Genomic DNA, 17,793 nt, shown 5'->3' with positions numbered 1-17,793 from the left:
CACGGCCGAGAAGTACGCCGTTCCGGGAGGGCCAGGGTGAATCAGGAATTCTGACGCACGTGCTTCGCAGCAACACTCCACGGTTCCCGTGGAAGGCCCCCAGCACCACGCTGACCTGCGAGCTCACCGGCATCACAGAGGCATCGGTTTCGGCCGGAACGAACCCCACCAGCATCCCGGACCGGCATCAGCCCCGTCAGAGCGGACAGAAGCACTTCCGGCGCGCGCCACGAGATTTACCACGCCCCCGGCGCGCACCGAAGGTGCGCTGGATCGCTGACCTGGGGTCACGGGAGCGCGTCAGACTCCTTCCTTGGCCTCTGTGGCCTGGGACTCGTGCCGGGGGGCGCAAGCGTCGGCGGGGGACCCGTCCTTCTGCGCGCTGCCGTCGGAGATCGGGTGACTTGCCGCCGGGGTGCTCGTTGTCCGGGCATGCCAACGCCTCGTACCCATGACGAACGCCTGGCTGCCGCCCGCCTGCGGCTTCGGCAGGAGTTCCAGATGTGGCTGTCGACCGGCGGGTGCTCCGGGCCGCATCTGATCCCGGTGGCGTTCGTCGGCGACGACGACGCCATCGTCACCGCGACCGGTGAGAGCAGCAGAACCGTACGGAACCTCCGGGAGACCGGGCGGGCCCGTGTGGCGGTGGGCACCACGGCTGATGTGGTGATGGTCGATACCGTTCTCGACGGTCTCGTGCCGGAGGTCGCCACGGACGTCGCCGACCGCTTTGCCGCTGTCTCCCACGACCCGCGGCAGATGCCGGGCTACGTCTATATCAGGCTGCTCCCGCGCCGGATTCAGGTGTGGAACGGATTTCACGAGTTTTCCGGCCGGACGGTGATACTCAAAGGCGAGTGGCTGCCGGACCCGGTCGACTGAACCGGTCGCGGAGTCCGCGATTACGAGCGTGCCTCATGTTTCGCGCATTCTGCGGCGAAATGGTCCAGGGTGACGCGCCAGCCTTCCCCGTAGTTGCAGTCCGTGGGCAGCAGGGACGGGTCGACGTTCTCCCAGCCGGTGTGTTCGACCGATACGCGTGTCGAATGGTCGGTCAGCTTCTCAAAGATCAGTTCAACGTAGGTCGAGGGGCCGGGGAGTACATCCCACCGGAGCGTGAAACCATGCGGCGGATTCCATCTGGTGATCAAACCCCAGTCGCGCTCGCCGTCCGGCAGGACCTCGTACATGCGACCGCCGACATGCTTTTCCACCACGACCGTCTTGATCTGATCCCGCCCCAGCGAGTAGGACTGCAGCGGCCACCAGTCCGCAACCCGGCCGACGAAGGTCGAGAACGTCGATTCCTGGCTGCAGTTCACCACGATGCTCGCCCTCACGACGTGCTCGTCGGCTACGACACCCGGGTGCCTAGCGTTTACTGAACTCATCCACCTGGCCCTCGATGTTGTTCGGAAACGGCGAGCGTCCTGGCGTCATGTCCGCTTTGGGTAAATCCCCTGGACAGTCGGCACATTGGTCCGAGCGCTCGACTTCCCTGTTCAGCATGGCTGTCGCCGGCGCCTCTCGGCCCACCTCGACGGTTCGCGACGCCGTCAGGATACCGTCCGCGCCCTAGCCGGACATCCCTTTCTCTCGATTGTCCGGTTCGTCGCCTTGGTCGCTCTCGCCGCCGCTGCCGCGGTTGCTGTCGTTGTCGCTGTGCGCGTTGGCCTCGGCTTCTTCCGCGATTTCCTTGGCGAGTGCGAGGCTGTTGGACCAGAGGTTGTTGAAGTACTGGTGCAGTATCGCGATTCCGTCGGCCCGGGTGCGGTAGAGCCGGTTTCTTCCGGCACGGCGTTCCTCGACTAGTCCCGCCTCCTTGAGTACGCGAAGGTGCTGCGAGACGGCCTGGCGGGTGACCGTGAAGTGCCCCGCGATCTCACCGGCGGACATCTCCGTGCTGGCCACCAGTTCGAGCATGGTGCGGCGATTTTCGTCTGAGAACGCGCGCAGGACCGCGTTGGTCGATACCTCATCCGGATGTTTCGAAAGCCTTGTCATGGTCAGGCGCCGCCATCTTCTGCTGTCGGATGACTAGTACGGCAACAAGTGCTCCGATGACACTGAGCACACCAATCCCGACCAACGCGGGACCTATCCCTTCGGCCATACTAGCAGCAGTTCCGTAGTCCCCGAATGCGGCGAACCACGCGGTCACCATCGCGACGCCGAATACCGCGCCGACGTACGCGGACGTCTCGCTGGATCCGGATGCCATCCCGGCTTGCTGGGGAGTCACAGAACGCATCACCGCGGAGGAGACTGAGGGGAACGCAATCGCGGTGCCGACGCCGGCGCAGAGGAGCGGAAGCCACAGGCTGCCGTATCCCGCCGCGGAGTCGGACAATTCCGCGCCGATCCATAGAAATGCCACCCCTGGCAGCAGGAGGCCGACGGTGACCAGGTAACGCTCGCCAATCTTGTCCGCCAACTGACCGACGAACGGGGAAATCACCAGGGTCAGCGCGGTCCACGGCAGCAGGCGTACACCCACTTCGATGGGACTGTTTCCCAGTCCGAGCTGAATGTACTGGGTAAGGAGGAAAGCCGGACCGAACATTCCTGCATTGAGGATGAAGTTGGATACACATCCTGCGGAGACGTTCGGGTTCCGGAACAGGCTGATATCGATCATCGGCTCTGCCGTCCGGCGTTCCCACAGGACGAAACCCACGAGCAGGAGCGGCCCCGCGATGAGCCCGCCGAGGATCGTGAGGTCCGTCCACTCCCGCTCCGGGCCGCGGATCAGCGCCTGCACGATGAGCAGGACCGCGGAGGTGGCCATGAAGAGGCCGACCGGGTCGATCCTCCTGGAGCCGCCGAAGGACTCCGGCACGTGCATGCGGGCAAACGTGATGACGCCGAGGCCGATGGGGACGTTGAGCCAGAAGATCCAGTGCCAGCTGAAGCCCTCGATGATCGCTCCGCCGACGACCGGTCCGGACGCGACGGCAATACCGATGACGCCGCCCCAGATGCCGATGGCTTTGCCCCGTTCCTCGGGCGGGGTCACCGAGGTGATCAACGCGAGGGTCAGCGGGAGCACGATCCCGCCGCCGATGCCCTGCACGACCCGGGCGCCGATGAGGAAGTTCAGCGACGGGCTGACGGCACACAGGATGGAGCCGGCCGTGAACACCGTCAGGCCGATCGAGAACACCCGCAGGCGGCCGAAGCGGTCGGCCAGGGTCGTACCGGTGAGGATCAGTGACGCGAAGGCCAGCGTGTACGCGTTGACCGCCCAGCTCAGATTGGCCGCGTCACCTCCGAGATCCTCGTGCAGCGTCGGCAGCGCGGTCGCCACGACCAGATTGTCCAGACTCACCATGAAGTTGGTGAGTGCGGCAAGCGCGATCGTCCAGGCCACCTGCTGTTTGGGAAAGGTGTCTCGTGCTGGCTGCATCAACCCTGCTCCTGTCTGGCACCTCAGCAGAACGGCCAAGGACAGTTCCCTCAGTTCCCTAACGAATTGTTACGTTAGTGAGGACTTACGTTTGGGTCAACCCCAAGCCAGGGCCAGAGGTTGCCGCTGGTGAGGTCCTGGCGGGAGCCCGCAGCGGTGCGGTGCGGGGGGCGTGACGGGCCGGCCGGTCCCCGGCCGCCACGGGCTCCCACCTGGTCAGGTCCGTGAGCAGTCAGGCCGCGTACTGCTCCGCAGGAGGCTGGAGAGGTAGCGGTCGAGCCCCGGGACCGAGAGCAGCGCGGGCACCATCCCCGCCGTCGGCTCCTGGAGCACGACGTCGGCGCTGATCTCGTCGGCCGGCCGGACGTCGAACTCCTCGCTCACGCCGACGAGTACTTCCGCTAACGAGTCCTCGGATCCCTGCTTGACCACAATCGCCCGCATCAGCCACGTGCCGCACGGCAGACCGCCGAAGCAGAACCCGCCCTCGGGGTCTGCGAACCCCGCGGCGACAGGCGGCATAAGCGGCCTCGTACTCGAGAACACGCTTACGTGGGTGCGCGTTGGCCGGTTTCGCGGCGTGCCGATCAGCCGGCCCGTGACGCAGCCGCGATGGCTGACATCGTGTATGACTCCCGGGGCGGCCAGGTCGAAGGGCGTGAGATCGGCGCGAGAGGAGCGTCTGTACTGGGACGGGGTGAACCCGACGACTTCGGTGAACCGCGTGGTGAAGGTGCCCAGGCTCTGGTAGCCGACTGCGGACGCGATGTCGGACACGGTCGCCATGCTTGTCGACAGCAACTGCTTGCCCCGTGCCATCCGGACCGCGCAGAGGAAGCGCCCAGGTGAGCACCCTGCCTCTCGGCGGAACTTCCGGGCGAAGTGGAACTTGCTGTACCGCACGAACGCCGCGATGTCGCCGAGGCTGAGCGGGTGTCCGCAGTTCTCCCACATGTAGATCATGCTGTCCCCAACCGGATCAGACATGGCTCCCCCTCCGATCTCCTGATCGAATACTTGCCAGTGGATCTACCGGGTGTGTTTCTCGAAGAAGGCACAGCTCGCCACCGGGGGCGGGGCAATCTGCGCTGCCGGGACGGTGTTCTGGTTCTTTCGCCCGTCGAGCGGGCCGGGCGGCTGCATTTCACAAATGAAACGCACCCGGGTCCACCCGCCCGTTGAAATCTCAGAGGTCCATATGGAACGTTTCCCGCAGAAAAATCTGACGGTGCGGTGATGACGAATTGTGGGTAGCTCGCGTCAGTGGCGGCTACCGGCCTCCCTCCGTGGGGGAGGTGGTGTCCCACCAAGTGATGCAGGACCTGGCGCCGCGGGGCAGCGCGACGCTGGAAACCCGGTGCCCGTCCGGTCCAAGCACCTGCGCGATGAGGGGCGGCGTGCAGGCGCCGCAGAGCCCGGCCAGTCGGCTGGCCCCTGCCGGAACAGGAACCAGAAAGTCCATATCCCTGCACCACGCGCTGGGACGCCACACTCCGTGACTCCCTGTAACGCGGCCACGCGAGCCATCGCCTGGCCAGCGCTAACGCCGTTCCCCGCGCTGGCCGATCAACGGCCGTGAGAGAGATTACTAACTTTTTTTGGATTGAGCAACGAGAGAGAAGCGCTCGAGTCCCGTTCGATGCCAGTCTCATGGTGACGTGGCGTAGTCAAGCGAGCGCGAGGTGCTGGCATGGTTTCGTGGCTGGGACACATCCGTCGCATATCGCTCACTCCGGACGCGGATCAGGCGTCGTTACGCACACGGGGCTTCCCCGACCGCGATCCGCATGCGAGGACCTGCCTGGAGACCGCCGGCGGCTCGTTCATCGAAGGGTTCGGCGTCGCAGCCCAGAGTGCGACCGCGGCCGAGGCCACGGCAGCGCTGGCGGAGATCGACGGCGCCCGGCGCGGGTTCGCGTTCGAAGGCGCGGCCATGGCCATGGGCATACGTGACGCGTTGCCGCTGGGCCACCGCCACCACGTTGCCGACCTCCTCGCGGCGGCCGACGAGCACATCTACATGATCCACGTCGGCGTCGGCTGGTCCTTCGCCCGACTGCCCCGCCCCCTGCGGCGGGCGGCGGCGATCGGGCTGACCGACCCCACCCTCACGTGGCTGGCCCTGGACGGCTACGGCTTCCACCAGGCCTTCTTCCACACGGACAGGTACGTGCAGCGGCAGTACGCCGACCCCCGTCCACCCCTGCCCACGGGCGACCACCCGGAGTACGCCCCCCACGCGGTCGATCAGGGAATCGGGCGGGCCCTGTGGTTCGTCGCGGGTGCCGATCCGGACCGGGCGCTGCGGCTGATCGACGCGTTCGCGCCGGAGCGGCACGAGGATCTGTTCGCCGGAATCGGGCTGGCCGCCACGTACGCGGGCGGTGTGGCCCCCGGCGAACTGGCAGAACTCGCCGAGCGCGCCGGCAGGCACCGGCCCGCCCTTGCGCAGGGGTCGGTGTTCGCGGCGGAGGCACGTACACGTGCACACATCGCACAGCCGCACACCGAGGCCGCGGTCCGGGCGATGACCGGACTTCACGTCACCGAGGCAGCCGCGCTTGCCAGGCGAACCCGCCCGTCGGGACCCACGGTCGACGGACAGGCGGCGTTCGAGGTGTGGCGTCGCCGCATCATGCAGCCCTGGGCCGCCGAAGCAGGAGCCGGCGGCGACCGGCCACTTCGCTCGTCCGCGGCGGCTCCCGAGACCGACTCCCGCGTGACGCCTCGACAGCCCGACGCCGACACGGTGAAGGACGGATCATGAACGAGCGCTTCCGAAAGCTCACACCTGCCCTCTGCGCGGTCCTGCTCGCCGCGTCCCTGTTCGCGGTGACCCGGGCAGCGGTCGCCACCCCGGATCCGTCGGGGGTCGCGAAGGGCTACGAGTTCGCGCCCATGTCGATCCCGATGCCGCCCGGTTACGAGCAGCTTCCGAAGAAGACGGTCCGCGAGGTCAACCCCGCCTATCAGGACATCCGTTCGTGGATCTCGTCCGTCGGCGCCAGCGTCGCCATCAACGACCTGACCGGGCACGGCCGGGCGGATGACATGTGCCTCGTGGACACCCGCACGGATTCGGTGATCGTCACCCACACCCCGACCACTCCGGCGGCCGACCGGTTCACCCCGTACGTCCTCGACGCCGCCCCGCTCCGGGTCGACTCCACGATGGCGCCGATGGGCTGTGCGCCCGGCGACTTCGACAGCGACGGGCGCATGGACCTGCTGGTCTACTACTGGGGACGCACACCCATCCTGTTCATGGCCGACGCATCGGCGTCCGGTCCCGCACCGGCGTACCGCCCGACCGAGGTCGTGCCCTCCACCCAGGGTGTCGACGGCTACACGGGCGAACAGTGGAACACCAACGCCGTATCGGTCGCGGACTACGACGGCGACGGCCACCCCGATCTGCTGATCGGCAACTACTTCCCGAACTCCGCCGTTCTCGACCCCGACGGCCAGGACGACGTCGTCATGAACGACTCCATGTCGAACGCGAAGAACGGCGGCGGCCTGCGGATGCTGCGGTGGGTACGCAACGACAGCGGGAAACCGGTGTACGCCGAGGACAAGAAGGCCATCCCGTACGACGACGCGACCGGATGGACCCTCGCCCTGGGCGGCGGCGACCTCACCGGCGATCTCCTGCCCGAGGTCTATGCCGCCAACGACTTCGGCCACGACCACTTGTTCTCCAACGAGTCGACGCGCGGCGACATCCGGTTCAGCACCGCGACCGGGGACCGCGGCTGGACCACACCGAAGTCGTTCGTGCTGGGCAGCGACTCCTTCAAGGGAATGGGCGTGGACTTCGTCGACCTCTACCGGCGCGGCAAGTTCGACATGATCGCCAGCAACATCACGACGGCGTGGGGCCTCGAAGAGAGCAACTACGTGTGGCGCAACGACGCCGACACCCCCGACGACATGGCTGCCGAACTCGACGCCGGACATGCCCCCTTCTCCCAGCGGGCCCAGGAGCTCGGCCTGGCCTGGACCGGGTGGACCTGGGACATCAAGGGCGCCGACCTGCGGAACTCCGGCAAGCTGAACGTCCTGCAGACCGCCGGCTTCGTCCAGGGCGACGAGCACAACCGCTGGGCGTGGCTGCAGGAGCTGGCGACCAGCAACGACGTCCTGCTGCGCGAGCCCGGCATGTGGCCCAAGGTGGGCCCCGGCGACGACATCGCGGGCCACCAGCCGATGGCGGTGTACGCACCGGCCGACTCCGGCGAGTACGTCGACATCGCCGATCAGGTCGGCATCGACTCCGAGACCCCGACGCGCGGCATCGCCCTCGGCGACACCCGCGGAACGGGAACGCTGGACTTCGCCGTCGCCCGGCAGTGGGGCGCGCCGGCCTTCTACAGGAACGATTCTCCGCAGATGGGGAGCTATCTCGAACTCCACCTGTACCGGCCCGCCGACGAGCCTGCGGGCGACCTGTCAGCAGCCGGAACACCCGCCTACAACGCGAAGGTCACCGTGCGGACGGCCGACGGCCGCACGATGCAGAGCCAGCTCGACGGCGGCAGCGGGCACAGCGGCAAGCGGGGCTTCGACGTGCACTTCGGCCTGGGCGCCGACGACCGGCCGGTGACCGCCACCGTCGCGTGGCTCGACAATCAGGGCGAGCGCCACCAGCAGAACCTCCGGCTCGACCCGGGCACGCACACCTTCATGCTCACCGACACGGCCGAGGAGGTCAGCGTCCGATGACCACCCATATCTCCAAGCGCCTCGGCCGGAACGTCCGCGAACACCCGCCCCTCCCCGAAGAGACCGCACCGTCACCGGCACCGCCGCCCGCCCAGCCGCCCCGCCCCGAGGCCAAACCGCCGGCAGCCCAGGCGCCCGCAAAGGACCCGCGCTATCTCGCGCTGCGCAACTTCGCCATCTCCATCACGGTCTTCAACATCGTCGGCTACACCCTGCTGGGATTTGAACAGCCGCCCCTGTGGCCGATACTGGCCGTCGCCAGCGCGTACGCCATCGACATGGCCTTCGAGACGCTCAGCGCGTGGGCGCAGCGCCGCACACCCCGCTTCCTCGGCCGGGGATTCCGCGGAGTGTACGAGTTCCTGCTTCCCGCGCACATCACGGCGCTCGCGGTCAACATGCTGCTGTACGCGAACAACCAGTTCTGGCCGGTCCTCTTCGGCGTCGCCGTCGCCGTCACCGGCAAGTACGTGTTCCAGGCGCCGATCGGCGGCCGCATGCGCCACTACCTGAACCCGTCGAACCTCGGCATCAGCGTCACGCTGCTGTGCTTCGGCTCCTGGGTCAGCGTGGCGCCGCCGTATCAGTTCGGTGAGAACATCAACTCGCTGTTCCGGATCGCGGTTCCCGTCATCCTCGCCACCGCCGGCACGGTCCTGAACGCGAAACTCACCCGCAAGGTGCCGCTGATCATAGGGTGGCTCGGCGGATTCGTGATCCAGGCGATCGTGCGGCACGAAGTGCTCGACGTCGCGCTGATGGCCGCACTCGGCACCATGACCGGCACAGCCTTCCTCCTGTTCACCAACTACATGATCACCGACCCCGGCACCACGCCGTTCAAGCCGCGGGCCCAGTTCATGTTCGGTGCCTCGGTGGCGATGGTCTACGGAGTGCTGCTGGCGCTGAACGTGGTCTACACGCTGTTCTTCGCTCTCACGATCGTGTGCGCAATCCGCGGAATCTCCGCGTGGATCGGCGCACTCATCGCGAAGCGCAAAGCCGCGACCGCATCGTCCGCAGCCCCGGCCGGTCAGCCCGGCGCGCGGGAGGCGTAGCACCATGGCACGGCTGGCGATCGTCGGGATGGCCTGCAGATTCCCCGATGCGGAGAACCCGAGACAGCTCTGGGAGAACGTCCTCGCCGGACGCCGCGCTTTCCGGCGCCTCCCGGACGTGCGGCTGAACCCCGCCGACTATTACGCGGCCGACCCAGCCGCGCCGGACCGGCATTACGCCACACACGCCGCGGTCATCGAGGGCTGGGAATTCGACCGTACGAAACACCGCGTCGCCGCGAGCGTGTACCGGTCCACCGACATCGCGCACTGGCTGGCCCTGGACACCGCCGCGGCAGCACTGGAAGACGCCGGTTTCCCCGAAGGCGCGAGGCTCGACCGTGCCCGTACCGGCGTCGTCCTCGGCAACACCCTGACCGGGGACATGACCCGCGCCACCGGTATGAGACTCAGGTGGCCCTATGTGCGGCGTACCCTGGCGAAAGCGCTGGAGGCCAAGAACTGGACGGTCGACGAGATCGCCGGATTCCTCGACGAATACGAGACCCGGTACAAGGCCCCCTATCCCGGCATCAACGAGGACAGCCTCGCCGGCGGCCTGGCGAACACCATCGCGGGACGCATCTGCAACCACTTCGATTTCGGCGGCGGCGGCTTCATCGTGGACGGCGCCTGCTCGTCGTCTCTGCTCGCCGTGGCGAACGCCGGCAACGCCCTTTCCGCGGGGCAGATCGACACCGCCGTCGTCGGTGGAGTCGACACCTCCATCGACCCGTTCGAACTCGTCGGCTTCGCCAAGACCGGCGCACTCGCCACCTCGGAGATGAAGGTCTACGACCGGAAATCCAACGGATTCTGGCCGGGCGAAGGCTGCGGCATCCTCGTGCTCGTACGCGAAGAAGACGCAATCGCCCGCGGCCTGCGCGTCTACGCGACCATCGCGGGCTGGGGCGTGTCCTCCGACGGCCACGGCGGAATCTCCCGGCCCGAGGCCGACGGCCATCTGCTCGCCATAGAACGCGCCTACCAGATGGCCGGATTCGGTGTCGAGACCGTCGACTACTTCGAGGGCCACGGCACCGGCACCGCGCTGGGCGACCAGACCGAACTCGACGTGTTCAACCGCGTGATCGCCGACAGGCCCGCCACCCGCGAGCCCGTCTACCTCGGCACGGTCAAAGGCAACATCGGGCACACGAAGGCAGCCGCCGGCGTCGCCGGTCTGATGAAGGCCGCCCTCGCCCTGCACCACGGCACCATCCCGCCCGTGGCCGGCAACGCCGAGGCGCACCCGGCACTCGCCGCCCCCGGCACCCGGCTGCGGCTTCCCCGCACCGCGCAGCCGTGGCCGGCACCGCAGCCGTCCGGCCCGCCGGGCAACGGCGCAGGCGATCCGCCGCGCCGCGCGAGCACCTCGTCGCTGGGGTTCGGCGGGATCAACGCCCACGTCGTGCTGGAGTCCACCACGCCGGCGGCCTCCCTTCCCGCCGCCGTCAACAGGCATCTGACGCACACGGCCCAGGACGCCGAGCTGCTGGTGCTGTCGGCGGCCGGCTTCGACGACCTCCAGGCCGGCCTCCGCCGCACCGCAGACGTGGCGGCGGTGTGCTCCTACGCCGAACTCGGCGACCTGTCCGCCGAACTCACCCGCACCGACGCCGAACTCCCGTTCAAAGCCGCGGTCGTCGCATCCGAGCCCGCGGCGGCGGCGTCCAGTCTCCGCGCCCTCGCCGACGCCGTCGCGGCAGGCGAGACATACGTGTTCGCGCCAGAGCGCGGCCAGTTCCTGGCCCACCCCGCGGCAGCCCCCCGGATCGGGTTCCTCTTCCCGGGCCAGGGCGCCCCGGGACGGGGCGACGGCGGCGCCGCCGCGCGCAGGTTCGAAGTCGTCGGGGACCTCTACCGGCAGGTGGGCACGCGTCCCCCGGGCGCCGCCACCGAGGACGCACAACCGCGCATCGTCACCGCCTCCCTCGCCGGACTGCGGATCCTCGACCGTGCCGGAGTGCTGGCCTCCGGCTGTGTCGGACACAGCCTCGGCGAACTCACCTGCCTGTACTGGGCGGGAGTCTTCGACGAGACGTCCGTCGTCGAGGTCGCGGCGTTCCGCGGCGAAGCCATGCGCAACGCCACCTCGGGACCTGCGGAAACCACATCCGCAGCGGCGCCGTCCGAGACCGGCTCGATGGCCTCCCTCCGCGCCTCCGCGGCGCAGGTGGAGCCGTTGCTCACCGGAACCCGGGCCACCATCGTCGGCTACAACGGGCCGAAGCAGACCGTCGTCGCGGGCCCCGTGGACGCCGTGGACGCGGTGGTCGACGCGGCGCGGGAAGCCGGGCTGCACTGCGCCAAGCTCGCCGTCTCCCACGCCTTCCACTCGCCGCTGGTCGCCCCGGCCGCGCAGAAGCTGCGCGGGTACCTCGACGAGGTCCACGTCGGTGAGGTCAAGCGGGCCGGCGTGTTCTCGACGGTCACCGCCGGACCCGTAGAGCCCGGATCGAGCGTCGTCGAGCTGCTGGAACGGCAGGTCGTGGCGCCGGTGCGGTACGCCGACGCCCTCGGGCAGCTCGCCGCGACCTGCGAGCTGCTCATCGAGGTGGGTCCGGGCACGATCCTGTCCGGGCTGGCGAGCGAGGTGTGCCCGGCCGTGCCGGTGGTCCCGATGGACACCGACGACGGGTCGGTCGCCGGCATCCTGCGGACGCTCGCGGCGTGCTACGTGCTGGGCGCCGGACCCGACGTGGCGGCCCTCGCGGCCGAGCGGTTCCACCGGCCCCTCCCGCTGGACAAGCACTTCACCTTCATCGAGAGCCCCTGCGAACAGGCGCCGGACGTCTCGCACATCCCCGCGGCGGGGGCCCGGCCCCCCGAGGCTGCCGACCGCACCGGCGTCTCCACCGACGCGCAGAGCCCGCTGGAAACACTGCGGCACCTGATAGCCGCGCGGGTCGAGCTGCCGATGGCCGAGATCCAGCCCGGGACCCGCCCGCTCGACGATCTGCATCTGAGCAGCATCACGATCACTCAGCTGATGGGCGAAGCCGTCAAGACGCTGGGCGTGCCGATGCTGGAGCCGAGCACCAGTGTGGCGACGGCCACCATCGCGGAGCTTGCGGACGCGATCGAGGACGTCGCCCGCACGGCCGGTGACGGAGCGGACAGTGGAGCCGGGGACGACCTGGCGGGTGTCGGCACCTGGGTCCGGCCGTTCGCGGTCGAGCACGTGCCCTCCCCGCTGCCGCCGGGCTCGCAGGAGGAACAGCCGGGAACCTGGGAGGTGTTCGCTCCTCCCGGTGAACGGCTTGCGGACACGGTTCGGCAGCGGCTGGAGGCCGCACCTGTCGGCGACGGGGTCCTGCTCGTCAGCGGCGCGTCCGGGGATGAGGAGCCCGCCGTCATGTACGCCCGCATGGTGAACGCGGCCAGGCTGGCGGTCGAGCGCGGTACCCGGCTCGTCGTCGTCAACCGGGACCACAGCGCCTCCGCGCTGGCGAAGACGGTCCATCTGGAGGCACCGGCGGTGCGCACGACGATCGTGGACCTCGCCGGCGGCGTCGTGCCCGCTCAAGCGGCGCGTCTGGTCTGCGCCGAGGCCGCCGCCACGGCTTCCTTCCGCGAGGTCTCGTACGACGAGCAGGCCCGCCGTACCGAACCCGTACTGCGCGAACTGGCCACCGGGCACGACGACTGTCCGCTCGGTGCCGGCGACGTCGTCGTCGTCACCGGAGGCGCGCGCGGCATCACCGTCGAGTGCGCCGCCGCCCTGGCCGGCGAGACGGGCTGCACGCTGGCGTTGATCGGGCGGGCCGATGCCGCGGCAGACGAGGAGGTCGCGGCGAACCTGGCCCGGCTGCGCGACTCGGGCACCAAGGTGGGCTACTACTCCGCCGACGTCACCGACGCGGAGCAGGTGGCCGCCGCCACGGCGGCGATCCGCAAGGAACTGGGCGAGATCACCGGCGTCCTCCACGGCGCCGGCATCAACACGCCGGTCGCCATCGGTTCGCTGACCAGCGGCGAACTCCAGCAGACCGTGGCCACCAAGGTCGACGGATTCCGCCATCTCCTGGACCACGTGAACCTCTCCGGCCTGCGGCTCGTCGTCGGGTTCGGCAGCATCATCGGACGCGCGGGGCTGCGCGGCGAAGGGCACTACGCCACCGCGAACGACTGGCTGCGCGGGGCGGTCGAGTCGCTCGGTGAACGGCTGCCGCACTGCCGCTGCCTGAACATCGAGTGGTCGGTGTGGTCCGGCACCGGGATGGGCGAACGGCTCGGGGTGCTCGGTGCACTGACCCGGGAAGGGATCGAGCCGATCCCCACGGACGCCGGGGTCGCCGTCCTGCTGGAGCTGCTGCGCACCCGGTCCTCCCCGTCGAACGTGGTGGTGCTCGGCAGGGCCGGCGGCCTCCCGACCCTTGCGTTCGACAAGGCCGAGCTGCCGCTGCTGCGCTTCCTCGAACGTCCGGTGCTGCACTTCCCCGGAATCGAGCTGATCGCCGAGGCCGATCTCTCCGTGACGGCCGACCCGTACCTCGACGACCACCGGCTGTCCGGGCAGGCGCTGTTCCCGGCGGTCATGGGCATGGAGGCGATGGCCCAGGCCGCAGCCGCGCTGTTCGGGGACACCGGCCCGGTCGAGTTCCGCGACATGGAGTTCAACCGCCCGATCACGGTCTCCGCGGAGGAGCCGACCACGATCCGGCTCGCCGCACTGCGGACCGGCGACGAGGTCCAGGTGGCGATCCGGTCGGCCGAAACGCTCTTCCACGTCGACCACTTCCGCGGGCGGTGCCTGCGCCGGGTGCCGGAGACGACCGCCGGGACGCGGCGCTGGGATCCGCTGCTCAAGACGGCCGACCGGGCCGCGGACCTCGCTCCGGTGACGATGGACATCGAAGCCGACTACTACGACCGGATCATGTTCCACGGCCCCCGGTTCCGCTCGGTGACCGACTTCCGGCTGGTGGCGGCGCGGCGGTGCGTCGCGCGGATCCGCTGCTCCGAGAGCCGGTGGTTCTCTCCCGTGCTGCCGGGCGAGCTGCTGCTTGCGGACCCGGCCGCGCGGGACGCGTTCATGCATGCGCTGCAGGTGTGCGTCCCCGACTCCACCCTGCTGCCCTCGAAGGCCGGCCGAGTACGGTCCTTCCCCCTCCGGGAGGGGGCCGGGGAGGTCACCCTGGTGGCGGCCGAACGCGCCCACGAGGGGAGTACGTACGTCTACGACGTCGTCGTACGCGACACGCAGGGCGCACCGGTCGCGATCTGGGAGTCGCTTGAACTGACCGCCGTCCCGTCACCGCACGCGGGCCGCTCCTGGACACCGGAGCTGCTGGGTCCGTACCTGCAGCGCTATCTCGACAACGTGCTTCCCGAACCGCTGCGTCTCGCCGTCGTCAGGGACCGCCCGGCGGGGACGGCCGACAGCCCTGGCGGGGCCCGGCGCATGCCGAGCCGCAGAGAGGCCACGGAGCGGGCCCTGGCAGCCGCGTTCGGACATCCGGTGGCGTTGCAGCACCGCCCCGACGGCCGCCCCGAGACGTCCGAACCGATGAGCGCGACCCACGGCCCCGGTCTCACCGCCGCCGTCGCCTCCTCCCGTCCCGTCGGCTGCGACATCGAAGCGGTCCAGGGCCGCACCATGGCGCAGTGGCGCGAGCTTCTCGGGCTGTCCGGCGTCGCGCTCGCGGAAATGTGCAGCACCGCGGGAAACGAGTCGTTCGCCGTCGCCGCGACCAGGGTCTGGAGCGCCCGCGAGGCGGTCATGAAGCTCGGTGTGACCGTGACGCGGCCCAAGCTGATCCTGGACGGGCGGGCGCTCGACGACGGCTGGCTCGTGCTGCGCCATGGCCGCGACTCGGTGTGGACGTTCGCCGCCACGCTGGCGGCGCCCACCCCGGACGAGGTGATCGTGATCGCCGTGACCGAGAAGGGCTGAACCGTGCGGCAGAGCTTCGACATCCCGCACCTCGTCGGCTTCGAGGAGACCAACCTCGTGGGCAACGTCTACTTCGTGAACTACTTCCGCTGGCAGGGCCGCTGCCGGGAGATGTTCCTCAAGGAGAAGGCCCCGGGGGTCCTGGACGAGATCGCACACGATCTCAAGCTCTTCACCATCAAGTGCGCATGCGAGTACTTCGCCGAAGTGACGGCGTTCGACCAACTGTCCATCCGCATGACGCTCGTCGACCTCACCCAGACCCAGATCGAGTTTGAGTTCGCCTACGTCAGGATCGATGAGAAGGACGACACCGAGCACCTGGTCGCCAAGGGCCGGCAACGGGTCGCGTGCATGCGCGGCGACGGCGACCAGGCCAGGCCGGCCCGTGTCCCCGAGTGCCTGCGCCGGGCGCTCGAACCGTACAGCCCCTACAACTCAGCGTAGTCAGGACACCGCCTCGACAAGACCCTCGCCGGCGGGCGGCTTGTCCCCGCCCGGGCTGAGACTGAGCCCGAGGAGCCTCAGACAGCGCGACAGCGCCATCGAGTCGCCGATGATCGACATCTTCCCGGACAGCACCGCGTCGAGCGGGCTGACCTGTTCGGTCCCGATCCGTATGAACGTCTCGGGATCGGAGTGGACGACAAGCGACGCCTCCTGCGGGGCGGGTCCTTCCACGACGCTGGCGGTGCCGTTCTCGCACTGCACGGAGAAGACGTGGTCGCCGATGTGGAACTCGTACGCCTCGTCAACCTCCGGTGCCGGCCCGGCCGCCACCATCGCCTCCACCGCCAGCATGCCCCACTCGGCGCGTACCAGATCGGCGGGCTGATACGAGGTGATGTGCGACAGACCCCATGACGCCAGACCGAGGATGACGGGTCTGAGCGCCTTGCCGCTCTCCGTCAGCCGGTACTCGACGCCACGGCCGTCGCCGGGCACCGGCACCCGTTCGATCAGTCCCTCATCGGTCAGCATCTGCAGCCGCGAGGCGAGGAGGTTAGGACCGATACCCACCAGGGTCTCGCCGAGGAGCTGGTTGTATCTCTTCGGCCCGGTGACCAGGTCACGAATGATCAGCAGGGTCCAGCGCTCCCCGACGACGTCGAGCGCCGCCGCGACAGCGCATAGCTGCCGATATCGCTTCGTTCCCATATACCCTCACCTCCGCGCAGCGGACTTTACCGTGTAACTGTCAGTCGACGTCAGGTCCTTTTATGGTAGCGACCTCGGCTGGGTGAGGTGGGGAAGCCCTGGCGGGTGGGGCGCGGGAGGCGGCTACGCGGCCGGCGGCGCCGGTGCCTCGCCGGGGCTCAGCTGCCCCGCGAGGTCCAGCAGGTCCGCCTCGGCTCCGTGCCTCCCGACGAGCTGCACGCCGTACGGCATGCCTCCCGGCCCGGCGCAGGGAACGCTGACGGCCGGGTGTCCGCTCGCGTTGAACATCGCGGTGTACTGCATCATGCCGAAGGTGCGGTGCATCGCCGTGGCGGGATCGTTCATCCACCCGAGCCGCGGTGCCTGCACGGGGACCGTGGGGCTGAGCAGGACGTCGAACCGGTCCCACCAGGCCGTGAGGTCCGTGACCAGCCCGCCCAGCCACCGCGCCGTGTCCCTGACGGCGGCGGGCGCCGCCACGGTCGCCATGGCCAGCATGTGGGCGGTGGCGGGCTCCATGTCGGCTTCGGTCAGCGGCCGGCCGAGATCCTTCGACGCGTCCGCCACCTCCTTCTTGAGCCAACCCGCAAGCACCGGGGTGGTCTTCGTCGTGAACTGGTCGAACTGCTCCAGGGCGCCGGGATGGGCCGGGACCACGTGATGCCCCAGGTCACTCAGCCTGTCCGCCACTCGCTGGACCACCTCGGCGCAGCCGCCGCCGAGTCCGACCGCGGCGCTGACCGCCGACGCGAGTACGCCGACCCGCACGCGCCGCGGCGCATCAGCCGTACGGGAACCGCCGGCGTCAGACGCCTTGCCGCGGCCCAGCACCGGGAGCATCCGGCGCAGGTCGTCGACCCTGCTGGTCAGGAACCCGTGCTGGTTCCACGCCGAGAACGCCGGCGTCGTCGCAGGCCCCGTGAGACCGGGCTTCAGCGCGAAGACCCCGCAGTGAGCCGCCGGAATGCGCAGAGACCCGCCCAGGTCCGTCCCGTGGGCGACCCGCACCGCTCTCGCCGCCACCGCGCAGGCCGAGCCGCCGGACGATCCCCCGGCGCTGCGCTCGTGATCCCACGGGTTGTGCACCGGACCGTAGGCGAGCGGCTCGGTGGTCACCGCCAGCCCGAACTCGGCGGCCTTGGTGCGCCCGAGGATGTCGAACCCCAGCTCCCGCAGCCGCCGTCCCATGCCGTCGTCGTGGCGCGAGACGGCGCCGTGCTTGTGCAGGGCATGGTTCCCGCGCCACAGCGGCGCACCGGCCAGCTTGAGGTCGAGATCCTTGACCAGCAGCGGCTCGCCGGCGAAGGGTGCGGCCGGCCGGGGCGGCGCGGGCGGCAGCGTCGCCGCCATGAACCCCAGGGCCGCATCGAGACGGGTGACGTGTTCGCGGACTTCCGCGGCGGAGGTGTCTGCTTTCGGTTCCGTCGGCTGATTACGCACTTCCGGCTCCCTCCTGCACGGGGCAGGCCGCTGCGCCCCATGTCTTGCGGGCGACACCATGGCATGCCACTATATCTAACATATAGTGACCTACCAAGGTCCGTGCT

The 17,793-nt window shown here is 69.3% G+C and carries 12 protein-coding genes; 6 read left to right on the top strand and 6 right to left on the bottom strand.

What is annotated here, in order from left to right:
* Positions 1 to 432 precede the first annotated feature (432 nt).
* Positions 433 to 882: a pyridoxamine 5'-phosphate oxidase family protein gene (locus B124_RS31205; RefSeq protein WP_496506359.1), complete on the top strand. Its 450-nt coding sequence runs from the start codon at positions 433 to 435 to the stop codon at positions 880 to 882.
* Positions 883 to 902: 20 nt separating this feature from the next.
* Here the strand turns inward: B124_RS31205 and B124_RS31200 are convergent, their stop codons facing one another.
* The 4 genes from B124_RS31200 to B124_RS31185 form a co-directional block, all read right to left on the bottom strand.
* On the bottom strand, positions 903 to 1,340 hold the full coding sequence (locus B124_RS31200; RefSeq protein ID WP_496506358.1) for an SRPBCC family protein: 438 nt from the start codon (positions 1,338 to 1,340) through the stop codon (positions 903 to 905).
* A gap of 235 nt (positions 1,341 to 1,575) precedes the next feature.
* Positions 1,576 to 2,004 (bottom strand): ArsR/SmtB family transcription factor, encoded by a 429-nt coding sequence (locus tag B124_RS31195; RefSeq protein WP_496506357.1) that lies wholly within the window; start codon positions 2,002 to 2,004, stop codon positions 1,576 to 1,578.
* On the bottom strand, positions 1,976 to 3,406 hold the full coding sequence (locus B124_RS31190) for a DHA2 family efflux MFS transporter permease subunit (protein WP_496506356.1): 1,431 nt from the start codon (positions 3,404 to 3,406) through the stop codon (positions 1,976 to 1,978). The genes B124_RS31195 and B124_RS31190 overlap by 29 nt, the downstream gene beginning before the upstream one ends.
* A gap of 216 nt (positions 3,407 to 3,622) precedes the next feature.
* Positions 3,623 to 4,369, bottom strand: a complete 747-nt coding sequence (locus tag B124_RS31185) for a helix-turn-helix transcriptional regulator (RefSeq protein ID WP_496506355.1) — start codon at positions 4,367 to 4,369, stop codon at positions 3,623 to 3,625.
* Between the two features lie 727 nt (positions 4,370 to 5,096).
* On the opposite strand from B124_RS31185, the gene B124_RS31180 reads away from it, so the two are divergent.
* Genes B124_RS31180 through B124_RS31160 form a run of 5 tightly spaced genes read left to right on the top strand, consistent with a single transcriptional unit; the run spans position 5,097 to position 15,535 of the window.
* Positions 5,097 to 6,173 carry a DUF1702 family protein gene (locus B124_RS31180; protein WP_496506354.1) on the top strand — a complete coding sequence of 359 codons (1,077 nt, stop codon included), beginning with the start codon at positions 5,097 to 5,099 and terminating at the stop codon, positions 6,171 to 6,173.
* A complete protein-coding gene (locus B124_RS31175; protein WP_496506353.1) occupies positions 6,170 to 8,131 on the top strand; it encodes a CRTAC1 family protein in 1,962 nt (653 codons plus the stop codon). The genes B124_RS31180 and B124_RS31175 overlap by 4 nt, the downstream gene beginning before the upstream one ends.
* Positions 8,128 to 9,189, top strand: coding sequence for an enediyne biosynthesis protein (locus B124_RS31170; protein WP_496506352.1), 1,062 nt, complete (start codon positions 8,128 to 8,130; stop codon positions 9,187 to 9,189). The genes B124_RS31175 and B124_RS31170 overlap by 4 nt, the downstream gene beginning before the upstream one ends.
* A gap of 4 nt (positions 9,190 to 9,193) precedes the next feature.
* Complete coding sequence (locus tag B124_RS31165) at positions 9,194 to 15,088, top strand: SDR family NAD(P)-dependent oxidoreductase (RefSeq protein WP_496506351.1); 5,895 nt, start codon at positions 9,194 to 9,196, stop codon at positions 15,086 to 15,088.
* A gap of 3 nt (positions 15,089 to 15,091) precedes the next feature.
* On the top strand, positions 15,092 to 15,535 hold the full coding sequence (locus B124_RS31160) for an acyl-CoA thioesterase (RefSeq protein WP_496506350.1): 444 nt from the start codon (positions 15,092 to 15,094) through the stop codon (positions 15,533 to 15,535).
* Here B124_RS31160 and B124_RS31155 read toward each other — a convergent pair whose 3' ends face one another.
* The gene (locus B124_RS31155; RefSeq protein ID WP_496506349.1) at positions 15,536 to 16,246 is read right to left on the bottom strand and encodes a winged helix-turn-helix transcriptional regulator; all 711 of its coding nucleotides are present in this window, start codon (positions 16,244 to 16,246) and stop codon (positions 15,536 to 15,538) included.
* 123 nt (positions 16,247 to 16,369) lie between these two features.
* Entirely contained in the window at positions 16,370 to 17,686 is a 1,317-nt protein-coding gene (locus B124_RS31150) for an amidase family protein (RefSeq protein ID WP_496506348.1), read from the bottom strand.
* Between the last annotated feature and the right edge of the window lie 107 nt (positions 17,687 to 17,793).

It is taken from the genome of Streptomyces sp. CNP082 (genome assembly GCF_059570535.1).
Note: the sequence above shows the minus strand (reverse complement) of the source record. Positions and strands in the feature narration are given on the sequence as shown.

Bases quoted from the DNA above. Each gene is read 5' to 3' on its own strand.
- B124_RS31205 (WP_496506359.1), top strand. From the start codon at position 433: ATGCCAACGCCTCGTACCCATGACGAACGCCTGGCTGCCGCCCGCCTG.
- B124_RS31195 (WP_496506357.1), bottom strand. From the start codon at position 2,004: ATGACAAGGCTTTCGAAACATCCGGATGAGGTATCGACCAACGCGGTC.
- B124_RS31190 (WP_496506356.1), bottom strand. From the start codon at position 3,406: ATGCAGCCAGCACGAGACACCTTTCCCAAACAGCAGGTGGCCTGGACG.
- B124_RS31185 (WP_496506355.1), bottom strand. From the start codon at position 4,369: ATGATCTACATGTGGGAGAACTGCGGACACCCGCTCAGCCTCGGCGAC.
- B124_RS31180 (WP_496506354.1), top strand. From the start codon at position 5,097: ATGGTTTCGTGGCTGGGACACATCCGTCGCATATCGCTCACTCCGGAC.
- B124_RS31175 (WP_496506353.1), top strand. From the start codon at position 6,170: ATGAACGAGCGCTTCCGAAAGCTCACACCTGCCCTCTGCGCGGTCCTG.
- B124_RS31170 (WP_496506352.1), top strand. From the start codon at position 8,128: ATGACCACCCATATCTCCAAGCGCCTCGGCCGGAACGTCCGCGAACAC.
- B124_RS31165 (WP_496506351.1), top strand. From the start codon at position 9,194: ATGGCACGGCTGGCGATCGTCGGGATGGCCTGCAGATTCCCCGATGCG.
- B124_RS31155 (WP_496506349.1), bottom strand. From the start codon at position 16,246: ATGGGAACGAAGCGATATCGGCAGCTATGCGCTGTCGCGGCGGCGCTC.